20 protein-coding genes are annotated in these 20,863 nt (G+C 73.0%); 9 read left to right on the top strand and 11 right to left on the bottom strand.

From position 1 onward, the window contains the following. The first annotated feature begins 260 nt into the window (after nucleotides 1-260). On the top strand, nucleotides 261-533 hold the full coding sequence (locus tag ACFYOU_RS24830) for a hypothetical protein (RefSeq protein ID WP_385490335.1): 273 nt from the start codon (nucleotides 261-263) through the stop codon (nucleotides 531-533). 141 nt (nucleotides 534-674) lie between these two features. Next, entirely contained in the window at nucleotides 675-1,154 is a 480-nt protein-coding gene (locus tag ACFYOU_RS24825) for an HIT family protein (RefSeq protein ID WP_391308585.1), read from the top strand. Nucleotides 1,155-1,229: 75 nt separating this feature from the next. On the opposite strand, the gene ACFYOU_RS24820 is transcribed toward ACFYOU_RS24825, so the two are convergent. Further along, nucleotides 1,230-3,644, bottom strand: a complete 2,415-nt coding sequence (locus ACFYOU_RS24820) for an FtsX-like permease family protein (RefSeq protein WP_391308583.1) — start codon at nucleotides 3,642-3,644, stop codon at nucleotides 1,230-1,232. After that, nucleotides 3,641-4,402: an ATP-binding cassette domain-containing protein gene (locus ACFYOU_RS24815; RefSeq protein ID WP_391308581.1), complete on the bottom strand. Its 762-nt coding sequence runs from the start codon at nucleotides 4,400-4,402 to the stop codon at nucleotides 3,641-3,643. The genes ACFYOU_RS24820 and ACFYOU_RS24815 overlap by 4 nt, the downstream gene beginning before the upstream one ends. Nucleotides 4,403-4,514: 112 nt before the next feature. On the opposite strand from ACFYOU_RS24815, the gene ACFYOU_RS24810 reads away from it, so the two are divergent. The 5 genes from ACFYOU_RS24810 (at nucleotide 4,515) to ACFYOU_RS24790 (ending at nucleotide 8,992) form a co-directional block, all read left to right on the top strand. Beyond that, complete coding sequence (locus tag ACFYOU_RS24810; protein ID WP_391308665.1) at nucleotides 4,515-5,699, top strand: histidine kinase; 1,185 nt, start codon at nucleotides 4,515-4,517, stop codon at nucleotides 5,697-5,699. After that, the gene (locus tag ACFYOU_RS24805) at nucleotides 5,696-6,352 is read left to right on the top strand and encodes a response regulator (RefSeq protein ID WP_389771839.1); all 657 of its coding nucleotides are present in this window, start codon (nucleotides 5,696-5,698) and stop codon (nucleotides 6,350-6,352) included. Before ACFYOU_RS24810 ends, ACFYOU_RS24805 begins: the two co-directional genes overlap by 4 nt. 254 nt (nucleotides 6,353-6,606) lie before the next feature. Continuing rightward, the gene (locus ACFYOU_RS24800) at nucleotides 6,607-7,158 is read left to right on the top strand and encodes a nitroreductase family protein (protein WP_391308578.1); all 552 of its coding nucleotides are present in this window, start codon (nucleotides 6,607-6,609) and stop codon (nucleotides 7,156-7,158) included. Further along, a complete protein-coding gene (locus ACFYOU_RS24795) occupies nucleotides 7,121-7,459 on the top strand; it encodes a DUF6092 family protein (RefSeq protein ID WP_389771834.1) in 339 nt (112 codons plus the stop codon). Before ACFYOU_RS24800 ends, ACFYOU_RS24795 begins: the two co-directional genes overlap by 38 nt. 39 nt (nucleotides 7,460-7,498) lie before the next feature. Next, nucleotides 7,499-8,992 carry a tRNA-dependent cyclodipeptide synthase gene (locus tag ACFYOU_RS24790; protein ID WP_391308576.1) on the top strand — a complete coding sequence of 498 codons (1,494 nt, stop codon included), beginning with the start codon at nucleotides 7,499-7,501 and terminating at the stop codon, nucleotides 8,990-8,992. A gap of 12 nt (nucleotides 8,993-9,004) precedes the next feature. Here the strand turns inward: ACFYOU_RS24790 and ACFYOU_RS24785 are convergent, their stop codons facing one another. The 3 genes from ACFYOU_RS24785 to ACFYOU_RS24775 all read right to left on the bottom strand — a co-directional run bounded on the left by ACFYOU_RS24785 (nucleotide 9,005) and on the right by ACFYOU_RS24775 (nucleotide 10,755). Next, the gene (locus ACFYOU_RS24785) at nucleotides 9,005-9,202 is read right to left on the bottom strand and encodes a hypothetical protein (RefSeq protein WP_391308574.1); all 198 of its coding nucleotides are present in this window, start codon (nucleotides 9,200-9,202) and stop codon (nucleotides 9,005-9,007) included. A gap of 229 nt (nucleotides 9,203-9,431) precedes the next feature. Further along, nucleotides 9,432-10,526, bottom strand: coding sequence for a response regulator (locus ACFYOU_RS24780; RefSeq protein ID WP_391308572.1), 1,095 nt, complete (start codon nucleotides 10,524-10,526; stop codon nucleotides 9,432-9,434). Then, the gene (locus ACFYOU_RS24775) at nucleotides 10,519-10,755 is read right to left on the bottom strand and encodes a hypothetical protein (protein WP_391308570.1); all 237 of its coding nucleotides are present in this window, start codon (nucleotides 10,753-10,755) and stop codon (nucleotides 10,519-10,521) included. The genes ACFYOU_RS24780 and ACFYOU_RS24775 overlap by 8 nt, the downstream gene beginning before the upstream one ends. Nucleotides 10,756-11,246: 491 nt before the next feature. Between ACFYOU_RS24775 and ACFYOU_RS24770 the strand changes: the two genes are divergently transcribed. Continuing rightward, nucleotides 11,247-12,620 (top strand): DUF2252 family protein, encoded by a 1,374-nt coding sequence (locus tag ACFYOU_RS24770; RefSeq protein ID WP_391308663.1) that lies wholly within the window; start codon nucleotides 11,247-11,249, stop codon nucleotides 12,618-12,620. Between the two features lie 37 nt (nucleotides 12,621-12,657). Here the strand turns inward: ACFYOU_RS24770 and ACFYOU_RS24765 are convergent, their stop codons facing one another. Continuing rightward, nucleotides 12,658-14,028: a chloride channel protein gene (locus ACFYOU_RS24765; RefSeq protein WP_391308569.1), complete on the bottom strand. Its 1,371-nt coding sequence runs from the start codon at nucleotides 14,026-14,028 to the stop codon at nucleotides 12,658-12,660. A gap of 132 nt (nucleotides 14,029-14,160) precedes the next feature. After that, on the bottom strand, nucleotides 14,161-15,558 hold the full coding sequence (locus ACFYOU_RS24760) for a cellulose binding domain-containing protein (protein ID WP_391308567.1): 1,398 nt from the start codon (nucleotides 15,556-15,558) through the stop codon (nucleotides 14,161-14,163). Between the two features lie 321 nt (nucleotides 15,559-15,879). On the opposite strand from ACFYOU_RS24760, the gene ACFYOU_RS24755 reads away from it, so the two are divergent. Continuing rightward, on the top strand, nucleotides 15,880-17,370 hold the full coding sequence (locus ACFYOU_RS24755; protein WP_391308565.1) for a S41 family peptidase: 1,491 nt from the start codon (nucleotides 15,880-15,882) through the stop codon (nucleotides 17,368-17,370). Between the two features lie 70 nt (nucleotides 17,371-17,440). On the opposite strand, the gene ACFYOU_RS24750 is transcribed toward ACFYOU_RS24755, so the two are convergent. Genes ACFYOU_RS24750 through ACFYOU_RS24735 form a run of 4 tightly spaced genes read right to left on the bottom strand, consistent with a single transcriptional unit; the run spans nucleotide 17,441 to nucleotide 20,862 of the window. Further along, complete coding sequence (locus ACFYOU_RS24750) at nucleotides 17,441-18,160, bottom strand: 3-keto-5-aminohexanoate cleavage protein (protein WP_387010750.1); 720 nt, start codon at nucleotides 18,158-18,160, stop codon at nucleotides 17,441-17,443. A gap of 59 nt (nucleotides 18,161-18,219) precedes the next feature. Further along, nucleotides 18,220-18,885, bottom strand: a complete 666-nt coding sequence (locus tag ACFYOU_RS24745) for an RraA family protein (protein WP_389771813.1) — start codon at nucleotides 18,883-18,885, stop codon at nucleotides 18,220-18,222. 8 nt (nucleotides 18,886-18,893) lie between these two features. Continuing rightward, complete coding sequence (locus ACFYOU_RS24740) at nucleotides 18,894-19,694, bottom strand: carbon-nitrogen hydrolase family protein (protein WP_385490389.1); 801 nt, start codon at nucleotides 19,692-19,694, stop codon at nucleotides 18,894-18,896. A gap of 55 nt (nucleotides 19,695-19,749) precedes the next feature. Beyond that, nucleotides 19,750-20,862, bottom strand: coding sequence for an ABC transporter ATP-binding protein (locus ACFYOU_RS24735; protein ID WP_389771811.1), 1,113 nt, complete (start codon nucleotides 20,860-20,862; stop codon nucleotides 19,750-19,752). Between the last annotated feature and the right edge of the window lies 1 nt (nucleotide 20,863).

The raw sequence follows: 20,863 nt of genomic DNA, 5'->3' as shown, positions 1-20,863 counted from the left end.
ACTTGGTCGGTGAAGCGCCCGGGAGGCGGGTCCGTGGGCGTGCGTCCGCGCTGCGGGGGACGGCGAGGCCCGCTGAACGGGCGGGCCAAACATGATCATTTTTGTTACTGCCAGGTACTTTACTTCTCCTTGACCTGGTGGCAGGCTGACGTTCACCTCAGCCCCCCACAGGTGAATCCTTCTCAACTCCTCTTGTGCATAAGGCAGTTGAGACCTGGGCTGAACTCCCACAGTAATGAGATCCCTAGATCGGAGTGCGAATGAACCGTCGTGTTCGCTGTGCGGCTTTTGTGGCGACCGTGGCGGCCGGTGTCTCCCTCGTTCTGACGAGCGGCACCGCCCACGCCCAGGACCAGCAGGCCCCCCGCTCGGGCGGCCTGATCAACATCAACGCCCCGCTGATCAACAACACCGGTGACATAGACCTGGTGGAGGACGTCTTCGAGCACATCAGCATCCCGATCCTGGGTCAGGCGGTGCACCAGATGTACGACTGGGCCACGTTCCAGGGCGGCCTGTTCGGCAAGAAGTGACCCGTACGCCGTCACCGGTTGGTTGATCCGCGCGGTGCGCACCGCGCGGATCAACCAACCGGCCCCCGGGCCGGGTGGGAGGTTGGTGCCCTCCCGACCGGCCCGGGGTGTCGGCCCCGACCGCGGAGGTAGGTTGGGGCCATGAGCGAAGACTGGCGTGGGGACCGGGTCGGTGCCGCGCTCCGAGGGGAGAACCCGACCGTGCTCCGTCGCCTCGACGGAGGCTTCGCGGTCATCGGGGACGTGCAGTTCCTCCCCGGATACTGCGTCCTCCTGACCGAAGTGCCCGGAGCGGAGCGACTGTCCGACCTACCGCGGCCCGCACGGCTGGCGTTCCTCTCCGCGATGGACCAACTGGGCGAGGCCGTCGAGCGGGCGTGCCGCAGCCTCGACCCCGGGTTCCGCCGGGTCAACCTGGAGATCCTGGGGAACAAGGACCCCTTCCTCCACGCCCACGTCTGGCCGAGGTACGCATGGGAGCCCGAGGAGCACGTGACCGTCCCCGTGTGGAGCTACCCGCGCGCCCGGTGGGCCGACCCGCGCCATCAACTCGCCGCCCGGCACGACCGCGTGCGCGAGGCCATCAGCAGCGCACTCGACCGGACGCGCGCCACGAACTGACCGCCGTGCCGCGCCGCACCGGACCGCGACCCCGCACCCCGGAACGCCCCGCACACCGGAACGCCCCGGGCGCCGTCAGCCACGCATCACCCGGCGGGCCGGGAGCAGCGTCGCCGCCAGTGCGAGGAACAGCGTCACCCCCACCGCGGCGCCCACCGGCGCCCAGGGGACGATGAGCGGCACCGCAACGCCGAGGGTGCCGCTCAGCCCCGCCCGGATGCCCAGGAGCGAGGGCAGGGCCGCCAACACCCCCGTCACCGTGCCGATCAGCACCACCAGCACGCTCTCCACGGCCAGGGCGCCGCACAGTTGGCGCGAGGTCGCGCCGGACCGTCGCAACACCCGCAGGTCGCCCGCGCGGTCGGCGGTGGACATCAGCGACGTGCTCGCCACGGCGATCCCGGTGTACCCCGCGGACACGGCGACCAACAACACCGTGAACACCCGGATCAACCGGTCCTCCTCCGCATCCGCCAGCCCCGCGTACTCCTCGACGGAGATCTCCCGGCCGCCGGACACCGCCCGCGGCGCACCGGTGCGGTGCACGGCCGAGGTCAGCGCGGACGGGTCGTGCTCCCGTACCAGCGCCCGCGACAGCAGCGCACCGTACGGCAGGTGACGGTCCTCCACCACCGCGACGATCCGCAGCGACTCGGTGGACCCGTCCTCGAAGGTGACCGGCACCCCACCGCCCGCACGGGCCCCCAGCGCGGCGAGCCCCGACCGGGAGACGGCCATCGTGCCGGGTTGCGACACCGCGGCCAGGTCGCCGTGGACGGTCCCGACCGGGCCGTGGACCGCGGCGTACGGCCCCGGTTCGACGCCGATCGCCTTCAGTGGCGATCGCGCGGGGCCGCCGTGGAGCAACGTGGGGAGGATCGCCGATCCCTCGATCCGCCGGACCTCCGCATCGGTGAGCCCCGGCGTTCCGTCAGGAACGACGGTGCCCTCGGCACGCACCGCGGCCGCCTCCCGACGTTCGTACGCCTGCGCCGTCGTCTCCGTGTTGGCCGTGATCAGCACCGTGAACGCGACCGTCGCGAGGACCGGTGCGACCGTCGACGCGGTCCGGCGCACCGCCGTGAGGAGCCAGGCACGCACCAGCATCCCCGTGGCGCCCCGTCGGCGTGCCAGCGGACGGGTGGCCAGCCGGGCGAGCGGCGGAACCAACGCCGGCATCAGCAGCGCCACTCCGGTGATCAGCCCCGCGGCCGTCAACAGCGCCGTCGCGATCATGTCCCCGGGGTCCACCGCCGCACTGGCGATCGCCGCGCCGACCCCGAGCGCGACGCACAGCAGCCCGACCGCCCGCCGCGCCGGCGGCAACGGCCGGTCGTCCACGGCCGCCTCGCGCAGCGCCTCCATCGGCCCGATGCGGGAGGCCCTGCGCGAAGCCGCCCACACACCGGCGAACGCCACGGCGACCCCCACGACGAAGGACAGCGCCGCCACCCACGGCCGCCCTTCGACGGCGAAGCCACGCGGCTGGAAACCCGTGTCGACCAGCACCGCACCGAAGCCCGGCGCCCCCAGGGCACCGATGAGGACACCTGCGCCGGAGGCCACCGCGCCGATGGCCAGGCCCTCCCCGTACACCGCGCGTCGCACCTGTCGGGGCGAAGCGCCCACCGTGCGCAGCAGACCGAACTCGCGCCGCCGACGGGCGACGGTGAAGGCGAAGGCCGAGGACACGACGAAGACCGTGACAAACGCGGACAGCGCTGTCATCGCGGTGACGACCTGCCCACCGATCCAACGGACCTCCTCGTCCGCACCGGCGGCGAGGGCCTCCCGTTCCGCCCCGTGGAGCACCCGCCCCGTGCCGCCGACCGCCCGCCCGGCCGCCGAAGCCACCGCCGCCACCGTCCTGGGGTCGGGATGCGGGTCGTGGAGTCGCAGACCGATGACCCGCACCCCGCCCGCCAGTTCCGCGGCGCGGGCGTCGGTGACGTAGTAGCCGGGCCCCGCGACCGTGCCGGACACCCTGAACGCACCGGGTCCCGACGCGGTCAGCAGGGTGATCCGCCGCCCGGTCGCGAACCCCAGCGACCGGTCCACCACCACCTCGTCGGCCTGCCGCGGAGCCCGGCCCGACACGAGCCGGTACGGGGCGAGGGCCGCGCTCGACCAACCGTGGCCCAGCCGGTCACCCGGGCGCTGCTCACCGACCGGGCGCCCACCGTCGAGCGCCTGCGCGGCGAAGGAACGGTCGGGCACCGCGGCCCGCACCCCGGGGAGCGCGGCCAACCGCCGGGTCAGCCGCTCGGTGTCCGCCGGTGCGAACGGCGCCGCCTCCAGGAAGGTCGCCGGGTCCGCAGCGCCGCTGTGGACGACGACCGGGGCCGCCGCGTACCGCTCGGGCACCCCGGCACCGCCCGACAACAGGACCAGGGCGCTCATCGTGAAGATCGCAGCGCCCAGGCAGAGCGCCACGAACGCCCCGACGAACACGGTCCACCGTTCGCGCAGCGAGGCCAGCAGGAACGTCATGCGCCCGCCTCCAGCGTCGCCGTCCGGGTCGCGATGACCGTGGCGCTCGTGCGCGCGGTCAGCTCCTCGGAGATCCTGCCGTCCGCCAGGAAGACCACCCGGTCGGCGAAGGACGCGGCCACCGGGTCGTGGGTGACCATGACGATCGTCTGGCTGCGTTCCTCCACCAGCCGACGGAGCAGGGTGAGGACGTGCCAGGAGGTCCTGGTGTCGAGGGCGCCCGTGGGCTCGTCGGCGAAGACCACCGCCGGGTCACCGATCAGCGCCCGGGCGATGGCGACCCGCTGCTGCTGGCCCCCGGACAGTCCACTCGGCCGGTGCCGGGCGCGCCGGGCCAGACCCACCTCGTCGAGTGCCGCGGCGATCACGGCCGGATCGGGACGACGTCCCGCCAGCCGTAGGGGCAGGGCGACGTTCTGCTCCGCGGTGAGCGCGGACACCAGGTTGAACGACTGGAAGACGAAGCCGATCCGGTCGCGGCGCAACAGGGTCAGACCCGTCTCGTCCAGCCCGGCGAGGTCGGTGCCGTCGAGGACGACCCGCCCGGAAGTGGGTCGTTCGAGGCCCGCCGCACAGTGCAGCAGCGTCGACTTGCCGGAGCCGGAGGGCCCCATGACCGCGGTCAGGGTGCCCCGGGCGAACGCCAGGTCAACCGAGTCGAGCGCGGCCACCGCGCCCTCCCCGCTACCGAAGTGCCGGGTGAGCGCGCGCAGTTCGACGGGGTGCGCCGTCGTCGATGGAGGAACGGTGGTGAGCATGCGTCGAGTCAAGCCGCGCACCGGTCGAAGCACACGGGCAGCCGGACTAGTCCGCACACTCCACCTGGCACTACTGCGCCCGCCCGTCCCCCCTGGATACCGTCGACGGGTGATGCCACGAACCGCGCTGGAGGCGCTGACCCGACAGCCCCTGCGCTTCCTCCTGACCTCCTGGCCCTGGCGGTCCCTCGGCTACCTCCTGCCGGGCGGACTGCTCGGGGTGGCCGCGTGGACCGCGGTCGGCGGCCTGGCCGCCGCCTGGTCGCGGATCGGAGCGGTCGCGGCGGCGACGGGGGCCCTCGCCGTCCTCGCCTTCGTGGCCGCCGTGTCCGGGCCGCTGGAGCGCTGGCGCCTGCGGATCGTCACCGTCGACGCCCACCGACCGCCGGACGGCGCGCCGGCGCGGGACCCCTGGCGCGCCACCGGGTACGGAGCCGTGTCGGTGCTCGCCGTGGGATGGGCCGACCTCGCGCTGCTCCTGGTGGCGGCGGGCATCCCCGGGGTGCTGCTCACCGCGCCCCTCCAGCCCACCGCCCCGCCGTGGGCCGCGGTCGCCGGCCCGGTCGCCGGTGCGCTGCTGCTGCCGGTGGCCGCCTACCCGGTCACCGTCTGGGCGGGAGCGCGGGCCGCCGTCGCACGCGCCGTACTGACGCCCCGCGAAGGGGAGTTGCAGGAGGTCCGCCGCTCCCGCGCCCGACTGGCGCACTCCTACGAGTCGGAGCGGCGCCGCATCGAACGGGACCTCCACGACGGCGCCCAACAACGACTGGTGGCGCTGACCGTGCAGCTCGGCCTCGCCGGACTCGACCTACCGCCCGGCTCGCGGGCGGCCGGGGAGGTCGCCGCGGCGCACCGGATGGCCAAGGAGGCGCTGGAGGAACTGCGGGAGGTGATCCGCGGGGTCCATCCGCACGTGCTCGGCGAGCGCGGACTGCCGTTCGCCGTACGGGACGTGGCGGGCCGCTCGCCCGTCCCCGTCGACCTCGACGTCGACCTGGCGCAGCGGCTGCCCACCGCGGTGGAGGTCGCCGCCTACTACGCGGTCTCCGAAGCGCTCACCAACGTCGCCCGGCACAGCGGGGCGCAGCGTTGCCGGGTGACCGGGAGCCTCACCCGCGGCGCACTCGTGATGGAGGTGTCCGACGACGGTCGGGGCGGTGCGCGGCCGGACGGCGGCACCGGACTGGTCGGACTGGCGGACCGGGTGGCCGCCGTCGACGGACGCATGCTGCTGTCCAGCCCGACCGGCGGACCGACCCTCGTCCGCGTCGAGATCCCGGTGGAGGCCCGCGCATGAGCCGGTTGACGATCGTGATCGCCGAGGACGCGGTGCTGCTGCGCGAAGGGCTCGTCGGGCTCCTCGAACGCTTCGGGCACACCGTGGCGGCCGCCGTCGGGGACGGGCCGTCCCTGGTCGCCGCCGCCACCGAGCACCGGCCGGACGTGGTGATCGCCGACGTCCGCATGCCCCCCGACCACACCGACGAGGGCCTGCGCGCGGTACGCACCCTGCACCGACTGCGCCCCTCCCTCGCCGCGCTCGTGCTCAGCCAGTACGTCGAACAGACCTTCGCCGATGAACTCCTCGGGTCCCGTGCCGGTGCCGGTACCGGCTACCTGCTCAAGGACCGGATCGGTGACGTCGAGGAGTTCATGGACGCGGTCACCAGGGTCGCCGCCGGCGGTACCGTCGTCGATCCCGAGGTCGTCCGGCAACTCCTGGCCCGCCGCCGCGACCCGCTGGGCCGGTTGACCCGGCGCGAACGGGAAGTGCTCGCACTGATCGCTGAGGGCCGCTCCAACGCGGCGGTGGCCAGGGCGCTCGTCGTGACGGAGGCGGCCGTGGCGAAGCACATCGCGAACATCTTCCTCAAGCTCGACCTGCCGCCCGCCCCCGACGACCACCGCAGGGTCAGAGCGGTCCTCGCCTATGTGCGCGGCACCGGGTGAGAGGCCGCACCCCCGCAGCGGGTCCGCGCGGGGCGCTCCGTGCAGGCGGTCCGCGCGGGCGGTCCGTGCGGAAAAGAGGACTTAGCCCCCCGCCCGGGTGAACATCACCAGCGGCCGATCACAGAGCTCCCCGTGCGTGCCACAGTCTTGCTCCGGACGCCGTCCCCCCACGGCGCCCCACTCAACTCCTCGGCGCGCTCCCCGGAACGGGTCGTTCCCGCGTGCCCGGTCAGCGGAGTCCAGGGAGGAAGCGGTTGTCCACGCGGAACTCATCAGACCTCGTCCAGGTGCTGCGGACCCGCAGCGCGGTGCGGCAGTACACCGCCCAGCCCGTCGACGACGACGCACTGGACCGCCTCCTGGACGCGATACTGGCCGCCCCCACTGGCGGGAACAAGCAGGCGTGGGCCTTCGTCGCGGTCCGGGACCCGCGCACCCTGAGGCTGTTGAGGGCCTTCTCGCCGGGGATCATCGAGCCGCCGCCCCTCGTCGTCGTGGCCTGCTTCGACCGGTCACGAGCGGTCAAGGACGACGGGGAGTTCTGGGACGAGGGACTGCTGTGCGTCGCCATGGCCGTGCAGAACCTGCTGCTCGCCGCACACGCCCTCGGCCTGGGCGGCTGCCCCGCCGCGAGCTTCCGCCGGCACGCCGCCCGCACCCTGTTGGGGCTGCCCGAACACCTGGAGCCCCTCCTCATGGTGCCGGTCGGGTACCCGAAGAGGCCGCTCGCATCACCACCACGCCGAAACCGAGTCGAGGTAGTCAGCTATGAGTTCTGGGGAAACCACACCCTGGCCCGTCGATGAAGAACTCCTCCTGTTGGCGGCCTATCTGCTGAGCAGCGGACGCGGGCTCCTGGACGAGCCGCAGCAGTACGGCCCCTTCCGCTGCATCGACGCGGCCCGCAGGGTGCTGGTGATGCTGCGGGACCGCGGCGTAGCCCACGAGGAACTGGCGTCCGTACAGCAGCAGTTGGAGGACTTCATGTGCGGGCCCATGACTCCGAGGGACCTGCCCGCCTTCCTCGACGACGTGTGCGGACGGTTCACCGTGCTGCTCAGGGACTCCGATCTGATCCAGCGCACGGCCCCCGCCGTCGCCAGCTGAGGCGGAAAGGGCGGCCGGCCGAGGAGAGACGACAAGACGATGTTCGAGGTAATGCCCCTCACCCGTACCTGCCAGAGGGTCCTGGAGCGCGGAGACCACGCGCTGATCGGGGTCAGCACCGGGAACAGCTACTTCAGCCAGGAGCGGCTGGGGGCCCTGCTGGTCTGGGCGGAACAGCACTTCAGCCTGGTGGACGTCCTGTACATCGACACGCACATCGACGCCATGCTGGTGGCGACGGGGCTGCCCCCCGCGCAGGCCCGCAGGCGGACCAAGGGCATGCTCAAGGACGTGCGGCGGAGGATCCGGCGGGCCCTGGAGATGACCTCGGGCGCCGAGCACGGCCGGATCCGGGTGCATCCCCTGTCCGCGTACGAGGGCCTGCCGCAGTACGAGACGGTGCTGCGCCGCATCGAACCGGACCTCGGGGTGGAGGGCTCCCTCATGGGCTCGGCGCAGGCGCAGGTCCGCGATCTGCTGGTGTCGCACGTGCCCGGCCCCACGGAACCCGTCCCGGTGGCCGCCCAGATGCAGGCGGGCCTCGCCTACCTGCGTGCGGAACTGCCGTTCCTGTTGGACACGCCCGCCATCCTCGACGTTCCCTCGTCGGTCACCTGCTACCACAAGTTGATGCCGGTGGCCCAGGAGATGTTCGTAGGGCTCGGCGCCCTCAGCCGCAACCCCCGCCAGGGGTTCCTCGTGGTGCGTCCCGCACCGCAGCGGTCCGCGGACCGTCCCCGGCCGCCGTCCTTCCTTCCAAGGAGACCCGAGTTGACACTCACCGAGCAGTACGACGAGATCGCGAGCGACTACACCGACGTGGAGCGCGTGTTCAGTACGTACCGCAGCCTCATCGAGGTGCCGTCACTGACCCGGGCGCTGGGTCCGGTGGACGGTGCCACGGTCCTGGACGTCGGATGCGGATCCGGCACCTACAGCCGTTTGTTGCGGCGTCGGGGCGCCGAACGGGTGCTCGGGGTGGACCTGTCCGCCAGGATGGTGGACGTGGCGCGACGGCTCGAAGAACGCGATCCGCTGGGGGTGCGCTACGAGGTGCACGACGCCGTGGACATGCCGGTGCTCGGCGCCTTCGACGCGGTGGTCGCAGTCGCGGTGCTGCACTACGCCGACAGCCGGCCGACCCTGGCCCGGATGTTGGAACGGATCCGGGCCAACCTCGTCCCCGGCGGGCGGTTCGTCGCCTTCGTCGGCAATCCGCGGCTGCCCGCCGACACCGCGCAGATGAACGGTCTCGTCGTCCACCGGCCGCAGAACGCCCGCGACGGGGACCCGTCTCCGCTGACCATCCCCACCACTCCGCCCACCACGCTGCCCGCGCGCTACTGGAGCTGTGAGGCGATCGAGTGGGCGTTGCAGGCGAGTGGCTTCGGCGAGGTGGTGTGGGAGCCCCTGGACGGTCTGCCCCCGGGGATCGAGGAACCCGTCAACCTCCTGGTCAGCGCCCGCGCCGTGCCGGTCGGTTCCCCGGACGCGGGGGAGCGCGAGGTCGGGACGGCCCGCGTAGACGCCTGACCGGCTGCCGCGTCAGGGGCGGGCCCGGCGACTGCGAGGCACCCGGACGCCCGGCGCGCACGGGGCGCCGGGCCACCGTCCGCCCTCGAAGAAGGCCAGCAGCGCCGGTGCCGGGTCCGCCGCGGTGCTGGAGTTCGCCACCGCGACCACCAGCCCGCACGGCGACAGCACCGCGCACAGCGCTCCGGTCCCCCACACCCGGCTGACCACGAGACGCCGCTCGATGCGAGGGCGGCCCTCCTGCCCCTGCCGAGACCACCGGCCCGCGGCAGCGAGAACGCACCGCCACCGGAACTCCCGTACGCGACGAACGCCTCGCGGACGGCTCGGACCAGGCGTCCCGGTCGGCCCGTGCGCCGCCAGCGTGCCCCGGCCGCAGGCCCGTCGACGAAGGCCGGTGGGCGTCCGCCCGGAAGGGGGGCCGCATCCGGGCCGGCGCTCACCGGCCGCCGGCCCGACGTTCCAGATGGATGCCGGTGAAGACCGCCACCTTGGCCCGCAGCGCCCACGGGTCGAAGGGCTTGCCGAGGTAGTCGACGGCGCCGGCCGCGTAGCCCCGGGCCGAGTGCTCGGCATCGACGCCCATGGCGGTGAGGAAGATGATCGGCACGTCCCGGGTCCGGGGCCGCCGCTTGATGTGCGCGGCGGTCTCGTACCCGTCCATGTCGGGCATCTGGACGTCCATGATGATGACGGCGAAGTCATCGTCGTTGAGCAGGGCCTTCAGGGCCTCCCGCCCGGAGGACACGGCCACCAACTCCTGGTCCAGCGTGGACAGCACCGCGGTCATGGCCAGCAGGTTGTCCGCCTGGTCGTCCACGACGAGGACCTTCGGCAGGCACCGGGTGCCCGGAGGCGCGGCGGACAGCGCAGCGCCCCGCTGCACCCGTTCGACCGCCTCCAGTTGGCGTTCGAGCAGGGCGCACCGCTTCTCGGCCTCCTCGTGCCGCTCCCGGGCCGCCCGCAGGTCCGCGGCCAGTCGTGCCACCTCGCTCTGGAGGGCGTCACGCTCCCGCAGCAATTCGGAGACGTCCGGGCAGGCCGCCTCCAGGGCGTTCGCCCGTTCCCGCTCGTTGCCCCACTCGGCTTCCAACTGGTTCAGCCGGACCTCCAGATCGGCGATCTGGTGCATCCGGTCGAGCAGCGCATCACCCAGGACGTCGCCCCGCGCGGTGGAACGGCGGGCGTCACGGTCGGCGTCCGCCAGTTGCCGTTCCAGCACCTCGACCGCGTGACGGGGCGAGGAGCCGGTGGCGACCGCGGCCCGGTGCAGCGCGCGCAGGAGCTCCATCGCCCGTGGGGTGGCGGCCCGGCCCCGGTGTTCCGCCAGGTCGGTGAAGAGGTCCGTCACCACCTCCCAGGGCGGCACCCGGGTCCCGCTCAGATAACGCGAGAAGGTCCCCGGGTCCCGTTTGCGCCGGGCCGCGTACCGTCGCACCGACACGTCCAGCCCGTCGAACAGTTCCCGCAGCGCCTGGGCCAGCGCCCGGGACTCCCGGGAGAGGTCCGCGGCCAGCGGACGCAGCTCAGCCATGCCCGTCCCTCCTCCCCGCGGGTTCCCCCGGGCAACGCCCCCCGCTCGGCTCGGGTGCGATCATCCGGTGCGCCAGCGGCAGCGAGAGTCCCGCCGCGGCCAGCGCGCTGAGCACCGCCCGCGCCGTACCCTCCCCGGCGAGCACGCTGAGCACCCCCACCGCCGTACCGGCCAGCACGGCGAGCAGCAGGACCAGCGCCGTCCTCACCGTGAGCAGCGATCGGTCCATGGTGACCTCCTCCTCGGGCCGTCGCCCCCGCCGGGGCGACAGCCGTTGTGCCCGACGGAGCCGCGGGACGAGGCACAGCATGGAGGGTGTGCGGCCCGTTGCGCACGGTAACCTCCGGATCGGCAACGCCGGTCGGCCCCGCACCCCCGCGTGCACCGTGCGCGCCCCTGTTCCGCGCCGTGCGGGACCCGCTTGCGGGGTGTTGCCGGGGTGTTGCGGAGTCCGCAACACCCGGCCCCGTCGCGCGGGTGATGCCGGCGGGGCGGGGGAGTGGGATGGTGGAAGGGACGGGACCGACCCCCGCACGCCCCGGTACCGAGTCCGTCGCCAGCCAGGGGCGTCCGGTGAGGAGTGTTGTGATGCCCGGGAACAGCGGAACCCGAGGGAACAGCAGTAACCAGGGGAACAGCAGGAGCGAGGGGAGGAGCGGCAGCAGCGGAAGGAAGGGCAACGAGGGGACCAGACCGAACGCGTCCGGTGACCGACCGTGGCTGCGGCCCGACCAGCGGGCGGCCCGGGGCAGGGCAGCGCGGTCCACGGCCCCGCGCTCCAGCCACGCGGAGTTCACCCGCACGTCCGTGGACCCGCTGCGGGTCGTCGAAGCACAGTCGGCCACCCGGGTGCCCGACCTCGTGCCCATCCGCTACGCCCGCATGGCGGAGTCCCCGTTCCGTTTCTACCGCGGTGCCGCGGCCATCATGGCCGCCGATCTCGACACCACCCCGACCACCGGACTGCACGCCCAACTCTGCGGCGACGCGCACCTGTTGAACTTCCGCCTGTTGGGCTCGCCGGAGCGCAAACTCATCTTCGACATCAATGACTTCGACGAGACGCTGCCCGGCCCGTGGGAGTGGGACGTCAAACGCCTCGCCGCCAGCTTCGTCATCGCCGGCCGGGAGAACGGGTTCACGACGGCGGAGCGCCGGGCGATCGTCCGCGCCACCGTGCGTTCGTACCGCGAGCGGATGCGGCTGTTCGCCGGGATGTCGAACCTCGCCGTCTGGTACACGATCGCCGACGCCGAGGAACTGGAACTCCTGGCCTCGGGACGGTTGCAGCGACGGGGCCGCAAGATGCTGTCGCGCACCCTGGCCAAGGCCCGCACCCGGGACAGCCTCCAGGCGTTCGACAAGCTCACCCGTCTGGTGGACGGCGAACGACGGATCGTCCCCGCGCCCCCCGTCGTCATGCCGGCCGCCGACCTGCTCCCGGACCGGGAGCGCAGCGAACTCGCCACGATGATCGACGACCTCATCGCCCGCTACGGGGAGAGCCTGCCGACGGACCGCCGCCGACTGCTGAGCCAGTTCACCGTGGTGGACGTGGCGCGCAAGGTGGTCGGCGTCGGCAGCGTCGGCACCCGCTGCTGGATCGTCCTGCTGATCGGGCGGGACAGCGGTGACCCCCTGTTCCTCCAGGCCAAGGAGGCCGACCGTTCCGTGCTCGCCCCCTACGCCGGCGACAGCGAGTTCCACACCCAGGGCGAACGGGTGGTCGCCGGCCAGCGCCTCATGCAGGCGGCCAGTGACATCTTCCTCGGCTGGGAGCGGGTCCGTGCACCCGACGGGGAACTGCGGGACTTCTACGTGCGCCAACTGCGCGACTGGAAGGGCATCATGGAGCCGCAGCTGATGGTGCCGCGCGGCATGGCGCTCTTCGGCGAGCTCTGCGGAGCCAACCTCGCCCGGGCCCACGCCAGGTCGGGGGACCGGATCGCCATCGCCGCCTATCTGGGGCGCGGGGACGTCTTCGACCGGGCCGTCGCCGACTTCGCCGAGCAGTACGCCGACCAGAACGAACGCGATCACGCCGCCCTGGTCGCCGCGGTGAAGTCCGGACGGCTCCCCGCCCAGGCCGCCTGATCCGACGCGCCCGAGGAGTCCACCCCGGGCGCCGCGCCTACCCGCGCGGCGAGGGTGCCGCGTCCGCCGACGTTCCGTGGCGACGGCGTGAGCGCAGCAACTCCCCGGTGGCGAAGGCGACCACCGCACAGACCAGGACGACCGCCATCTGCTCGGGCGCGTCCCGGCCGAGCAACAGGGTGGCCAGCACCGATGCCGTCACGGGCAGTCGGGTCACCGCCGCCGCGGCCGAGACGATGCCCACCGCCAGCGCGGTCGTCACCCCGAAGCCGGGCAGGCCCGCGAAGACCAACGCGAGGACCGGTCCGACGAGCAACGCCGGGAAGATCGGGCCGCCGCGCAGCGCGCCCAGGGAGACCGACCACGCCAGCCCCTTGAACAGCAGCAGCCAGAGCAGCACGGAGATCGGCCAGGCACCCGGGTCGGCCGCCAACTCCGCCAGGGTCGCCTGACCCGAGAGGGCGGCCTCCTCGGGCGAGCGGCCGGTGCACAGCCCGTAGGCGGCGAGCGCCGCCCCGACCACCACCGCACACAGCGCGGTCCGCGGCCCGGGGTGCTTGGCCGTCCAGTCGGCGACCCGACCGCCCAGGGCGACCGCGCCCCGCACCACGACCGCGATCACCACCGCGAGCGGCACCCCCCACAGGAAGTCCCCCGCCTCCAAGGGATCGTCGGGCGGCACCGACGGCAGGGCCAGTCCCCCCGTGTCGAGTCCCGTCCACCGCCCGAACCCGGTGAGGACCAGGGCGCCCACCCCGCTGGCGAGCAGACTGGGGAGGATCAGGGCGAGGAGTCCGGGGCCACCGAGCCCGGCCGCCTCGATGATCAGCACCGCGGCGACCAGGGGGCTGCCGAACACGGTGGAGATGGTGGTCGCCGAGCCGGCCGCCCCCAGGACGGCGACCAACTGCGGCGATCCGGCGCGGCGCGCCGAGTGGACGGCCAGCAGGGCCAGGCCGCTGCCGATCGCCATCAGCGGCGCCTCGGGTCCCAGTACCGCGCCGAAGGCCAGGGAGGCCAGCCCGGCCAGTACCACCCCGGGCAGGGCGGACGGCTCCGTCGCCGAGGCGTTCAACCCCCGGGCCGGCACGTGCCCACCGGCGCCCGGCAGTCGGGTGACGACCCACGCCACCAGCAGCCCCCCGACGGCCAGCAGGGGCAGCGGCCACCACCAGGGGGCGACCGCGTAGCCGAGGTGGTGCGGCAGATGCTCCCAGAGGCCGTTCTGCGCGGCGTGCTCCAGGGCGAGGAAACCGAACGCCACCAGCGACAGCGGTACCCCCAGCACCGTCGCGAGCAGCAGCAACCGCAGGTACCCCGGGTCCCGCAGCACCTCGCCGACCGGGCGCGCCGGTCCTGGCTCCGCCGCCTGGGCCATCCGGGACCTCGCCTCCTCGGGCGCGGGCACGCGCACCACGCTCCCGGTCCAGACTCCGACACGCCCCGGCGCGCGGCACCTCCACAGAGCCGTACGGGCGGCACCGGGGGACCGGAGGACCGTGCCGCGCCCGGACGCGGCACGGCCGTGACGGCGTAGGGGTCAGCCCGCGGTGACCGTGTCCGAGAAGGCCGTGCCCGTCGCGCGGTAGGCGTCGACCTTGGACGCCACCTGCGCCGGGGTCAGCACCTGGTCCTTGACGTGCAGCACGTAGTCGACCTGCTGCTCGTAGCTGCGGGGTGCGGTGCTCGTCTGTCCGGCCAGGTCGGTGAACCACTGGTTGAAGCTGATCAGCATCGCCCGTTCGGGCAGGAATCCGGCCCCGTGGGTGCCGAACAGCCGGCCGTCGAGGTAGTACCGGATGTCGTTGCCGTCGATGGTGAAGACCAGGTCGTGCCAGCCGTCGTGGCTGCTGCGGGCCACCGTGTGCGTGTTGACGAGCTGCCCGGTGGTCGGGTGGTAGGTCTCCCAGGAGGTGGCGAAGAACGCGTTCGACGTCTCGCCCCAGCCGCCGTTGGGCAGGTACTCGAAGTCGTACTCGGCGTAGTCGTCGGCCATCGGGGACTTCAGGTCGTTGATGGCGAAGAACGTCTGCACGACGTGGTCGCCGTCCGGGCCCTGCACCGGCGCGTCAGTGAACTTGACGCGGGCCGCGTAGGTGCCGTTCTTGAACTTCATCGACGTTGTGGAGATCTCGGCGTGCTCGGTGCTGGCCGCCGTGCCGGCGGTGCCCGCCTTCAGGGTCATCAGGGAGGACCCGGCCTCCTGGGAGAACGTGACGTTCTTCGGGGACCAGGTCGCGCCGTACACGCCCGGTCCACCGCCCCAGGAACGCAACTGCCAGCCGTTGGCGCCGAGCTTGGGATCGCTGCCCGAGGTGTAGGCGAAGTCGTCGAACAGGGCCTGACCGGGCGGAGGTTCGGTGGAGCCGCCCGGTTCGGTGCCCCACACGGTGGTGCCGGACACCCGCGCGGTGACCTTCGGCCAGTCGGCGTAGGCGCTCTGTCCGGCGCCGAAGGAGTGGTCGTCGCTCTGGACCAGCTGCTGCCAGTCGGTCCGGTGGAACCGTAGCTGGAGGTCACCGGTGTCCGCGCCCGCGGCCAGGGAACCGGCACCGGCGGTGAAGCCGACCTCCAGGTAACGGTCGGCGGTGGCCGTGGGGTTGGCGAGGGTGCCGAACGAGCCGGTGACGTTCGAGCAGCCCTTCACCGCCCAGTCGCAGGCGAACCGGTAGGCGGTCGTCGCCGAGTCGGCCTTGAAGTAGTACCGGAGCTTGACCTCACTGAGCGGCACGGCCGCCGTGCCCGTGTTGCGCACCTTGAACCAGGGCGCCGTCTGCGAGGCGCTCGCGCCGGACGAACTGGTCCGGTACTGCACGGTGAGTCCGCCGGTGGCGGCCTGGGCGGCGGTGGGAAGTGCGGCGAGCCCGACGGCGGCCAGGGCCGTGGCGAGCGCGCCGGCCGCGACGGAACGCAAGCGGGTGTGTGGGGGTCTTCTCATGACGCTGCCTCTCCTGAACGGTTGAGACGGACGGCCGCCCCTGGGGCCGGGCGGCATCCGAGTGATCGTACGGAAACGCTGACGCGTTTCAACTGCCCTGCACACAGGGCGAGATGGGCATGCCTGGCCCGTCCCGATTCGCACCCCGCTGTCCCCCACCCGAAGGGGCGCTCGTCTCCGGGACTCCCCTAGGGGCGGACAACCCTCCCCATCACCCTGCCGGTTGACCCCACAGCCGTCCGGGGGATGACGCGCACGCCCTGCTCGGAGAGCCATGATGACGACGCGTTGACGACGAATTGGGGAAACATCGTGCACCAAGTGACACCAGTGACGACGCCGGTCGACGGCGGCCAGGACGACGGACGCCGAACCGCGCGGCCCGGCCGGCGGTCCGTGCTCATGGCGGCGGGGGCCGCCCTCGCCCTGTCCGGGACGTTCGGCGCCACCGCGGTGGCCGCACCTCGACCGCGGGGCGCGGGCGGCGGCCACTCGGCGGACGGCCTGTGGCGGATGGACGGCTACGGCATGGTCGCCCGTGTCCAGGACGGAGTGCTGCGGACCTGGGACACCACGGCCATCAGCTGCCGACCTGCCCTGAACGCGCCCCAGCAGGGTGCCGTCGGCCCCGACGGAGCCGTCCGCTTCGAGGCCGACGACATGGCGTTCACCGTCCGCCCGCAGTCGAGGAACCGGGCGACCCTCCTGGCCCACGGCACCGCGGCCGACCGCGACCTGCGCCGCATCGCCGCGCTGCCCCCGAACTGCGGACGCCCCGGGGCCACCGGGCCGTTGGCCGACTTCGACGTGTTCTGGCAGACCTTCGCGGAGCAGTACGCCTTCTTCGGGAGCCGCGGCGTCGACTGGAACCGGGCACGCGCCACCTACCGCCCCCGGATCACCGCGCGCACCCGCCCCGCGGAACTCTTCGACACCCTGGCGGAGATGATCGCACCGCTCCACGACGCGCACGTCGCACTGGTAGCGAACTCCCCGGACTTCCAGCGCGGCGTCGACCTCATCCGGCCGGGCACCGTCGGACCGGACGAAGCGTACGAGACGAAGACCAGACAGTTCATCGAGCGCCGCGACCTCGGGGGGCGGCCCCTGGAGTCCCATGCGCAAGGCGCGATCGGGTACGCCGACCTGCCCGGCGACCTCGGCTACCTGCGCATCAACCGGTTCGCCGGCTACGTCGACAACCGCGGTCGGTACGACGACGACGCCGCCGAGCTGGAGCGGGTGCTCGACCGGATCGTCACCCGGGCGCGCACCGCCGGACCCGGGAGGTGGCGCGGCTTGATCGTCGACGTCCGGGTCAACGCCGGCGGGTACGACCCCCTCGGCCTGGCCATCGCCTCCCGCCTCACCAACCACTCCTACACTGCGTTCACCAAGCAGGCCCGCAACGACCCCCGGGACGAGACCCGCTTCACCCGTCGACGGACCGCGCGGGTGCAGCCGTCCGCCCCGGGGACGCCCCGCTACGACGGGCCCGTGGCGCTGCTCATCAGCGGAGCGACGGTCAGCGCGGGGGAGACCTTCACCCACGCCCTCCAGGAGCGCCCCACGCCCACCACCCTCATCGGCGAGAACACCCAGGGAGTCTTCTCGGACACGCTGGGGCGGGAGTTGCCGAACGGCTGGCGGTTCACGCTCTCCAACGAGCGGTACACCGATCCGCGCGGCCGGTGCTTCGAGGGCCCGGGCATCCCCGCGGACATCACGACGCCGGTCTTCACCGACGAGGAGTTCGCCGCCGACCGCGACACGGCCTTCGACCGGGCCAAGGAGATCCTCGGCCGACCCTGAGACGGCACCCGGCCCGGTCCCGTTCCCGTGGGGGGAACGGGACCGGGCCGGGCCCCGGGACCGCGGGAGATCAGGAAGCGGCCAGGGCGCGGGCCGCGCGCACCAGGGCGGCGTTGTCGGGGGCGGGCGACCCGTCGGGCAGGTCGGTGCCGTCCTCGAAGCCCACCCGGGTCTCGTGGCCGTCCTCGATCGCCGCCCGCACCAGGGGCCAGACCGTGGGGCCGTCACCGTGGTAGAGGATCGGGCAGCGCACCCCGGCCGCCCGCACCTGCGCGGCCATGGCCCGGGCTTCGGCGACCGCCCGCACGGGGTCCTCCTCGACGGGTTCGATCAGGATGCGCACGTTGTCGTGCAGGGTCGGCGAGTCGAGCAGCCGCGGCACGTCGTCCCTCGTCCACACCGCGCTCTCCAGGACCATGCCCCGGTCCAGGACCAGCCGGGCCGTCTCGGCCGCACCCTCCTCGCTGAACGCGACGGAAGCGAAGTCCGGCAGGACCTCCCACGCCTTGACCAGGTCGTAGCGCTCCACGGGGCCCGAGCAGGTCCACAGACCCGTCGTCGTCCCGACCACCGCGTCCGGGGCGGCGCCACGGATCGCGGACAGGACCTCGGCCAGGGCGTCCGGGCGGATGGTCTGTCCCCCGTCCGGGGTGCGGACGTGGAAGTGGACGACGTCCGCTCCGGCCGCGAGCACCGCGACGGTGTCGGCGGCGATCTCCGCTGCGGTGACGGGGACGGTGGGCTGCTCGGCCTGGGAGCGCCCGCCGTTGACGGCGGCTTTCAGCAACACGATGGTCCTTTCGGGGGGTATGGGGGTGGGTGCGGTGCGGGGCCCGCGAACGCGGTGGGTCAGCGCAGCCGCTGAAGGGTGTCGGTGGCTCCGGTGAGCGAACCCAGGGGCTCGCCCGCCCACAGCTGCGCCACCAGCTCGGGCTCCTCGGCGTCATCGGCCAACGCCTCGTCGATCACGGCGGCGAGCCGCTCCGCGGGGGCGATGATCACCCCGTTGGCATCACCGAGGACGAGGTCACCCGCCTGCACGGGGACGCCGCCGCAGGTGACGGGGGCGCACAGCGAGCCGTCGGCGATGCCGTGCAGCTTGGTGGTCAGCGGAGTGCGGCCGTACGCGTACACGGGGAGTCCGAGCGCGCGCAGGGCGTCGATGTCGGTGCAGAGTCCGTCCACCACGGCGCCGGCCGCGCGTCGGGAGGCGAGGGCGTTGACGACCACCTCACCGAGCGGGGCGTGCCGACGGTCACCGCCGCAGTCGACGACGACCACGTCTCCGGGTTCCACCAGTCCGGCCGCGTGGTGCAGCATCGTCGAGTCGGTCGCGGTGATCCGTACGGTGACGGCCCGGCCGACGATCCGTTCCGTCCCGGCCATGCGCTGGAGTTCCGGGGCGCAGAAGCCCTCCTCCAGGTAGTGGCCGAGGGTCGGGAAGTCGACCCGGCGCAGTTTGGCGAGCAGGTCCGCGTCGGGGGCGGCGGGCAGGTCACGAAGGTCGAGCGGCATGGGACGGGTCACCTCGGTCCGATGATGATGCGGCGGTTGCGGAGCACGGGGAGGATCGTGCGGGCCCGGTCGATGCGGTCCTTGTCGGCGTCCACGACCAGCATCGACCGTTCCTCCTCGCCGAGGGCGGCGCGGACCACTCCGAGCGGGTCGACGGCCATGCTCATGCCGATGCAGTCGGGCGTGGTCAGCGAGGACGCGATCACCCAGCAGGTGTTCTCGATCGCCCGGGTGCGCAGCAGCGTCGTCCAGTGGTCCTCCTTGAGCGGGCCCTTGACCCAGGCGGCCGAGACCGACAGCAGGTCGGCGCCCATCTCCACCAGCGACCGGGTGAACTCCGGGAAGCGGACGTCGTAGCAGTTCACCAGGCCCACGTTGAAGTCGCCGATGCGGACGACGACCGGCCCGGTGTCACCGCGCTGGACCTTCTGCGACTCGCGGTAGTTGAAGGCGTCGTACAGGTGCATCTTGCGGTAGAGACCGAGGACTTCGCCGCTCGCGTCCACGGCGGCGATGGTGTTGTAGGGGAGGGCTTCGCCGCTGTCCTCGTAGCCGGCGGCGATCACCGCGGTGCCGTACGTCGCGGCGATGCGGGTGATCCCTTCCAGGAAGGCGGGCCAGTGCTGCTCGGCGAGCTCCCGCAAGGGGACGTCACCGTTCTCGTCGGCGTCCGAGGGGACCATCGACTCCTCGGGGAAGACGACGAGTTGGGCACCGGCCGCGGCGGCCTCCCGGGTCATCTCCTCGATGACCGCGAGATTGGCCGCCGCGTCGGCGGTCGGGGCGAACTGGGCTGCTGCGACCTTCACGGCCGTATCTCCTTGGTGCGCGGGGACGGTGCGGTTGCGGGGCGCGGTCGGCGGGTCACTCGGCCAGCACCCGGGAGTGCCGGACCGCCCAACCGGCGGTCACCGGATCACCGAGGGCGAGCCCGCTGGCGTCCGCCCCCCGCGCCTCGGCGACGAAGTCGGAGCCGTCGGCCAGCGTGAGGTGGTAGCGGGTGGCGTTGCCGAGGTACACCACCTGCTGGAGGGCGCCGTCCACGGTGACCTCGCCGCCGTCCGGTGCGGTGCCCGCCGGGGCGAGCCGGACGTTCTCCGGGCGGACCGCGAGGTGCGCCTCGGTGCCGTCGGCCAGTCCGTGGCCGTCCGGGACGGTGAGGTTGCCGAGTTGCGCCACCCCGAGCCGCTGACCGCCCAGGGTTCCGGTGAGGAGGTTGGAGGTGCCGATGAAGTCGGCCACGAAGCGGGTCGCGGGCCGCTCGTAGATCGCCTCCGGAGTGTCCACCTGGAGGACCCGCCCCCCGTCCATGATCGCGATGCGGTCGGACATGGTGAGCGCTTCCTCCTGGTCGTGGGTGACCGTGACGAAGGTGACGCCGACCTCGCGTTGGATCTTCTTCAGCTCCAACTGCATCTCGGCCCGCAGCTTCTGGTCGAGGGCGCCGAGGGGCTCGTCGAGCAGGAGCAGCGAGGGCCGACCGATCAGGGCCCGCGCGATGGCGACGCGCTGGCGCTGACCGCCGGAGAGCTGTGCGATGGACCGCTCCCCGTACCCCTCCAGGCGGACCAGGGCGAGGGCTTCCCGGACGGCCGAGCCGATCTCCGCCTTGGGCCGCGACTTGCGCACCTTCAGCTCGAAGGCGATGTTGTCGTGGACGCTGAGGTGCGGGAACAGGGCGTAGCTCTGGAAGAGCATGTTGAGGTCCCGTTTGTGCGGCGGGACGCCCGTGGCGGGGACCCCGCCCAGTTCCACGGTGCCTTCGGTCGGCGTCTCGAACCCGGTGATCATCCGCATCAGGGTGGTCTTGCCGCAGCCCGACGGCCCGAGGATCGAGAAGAACTCGTTGCTCCGGATGTCGAGGGTGACGTCCTGGACGGCCGGGGTGCCGCCGAAGGACTTGCCGACCCCGGTGAGGCGGACGGCGGGTACGTCGGTCCCGGTGCGGCCGGTCGGCTCGATGGCGGTCGTTGTCATG

It is taken from the genome of Streptomyces sp. NPDC005955 (assembly GCF_042871255.1).
Classification (GTDB): domain Bacteria; phylum Actinomycetota; class Actinomycetes; order Streptomycetales; family Streptomycetaceae; genus Streptomyces.
This window is presented reverse-complemented; position numbering and strand designations above follow the sequence as displayed.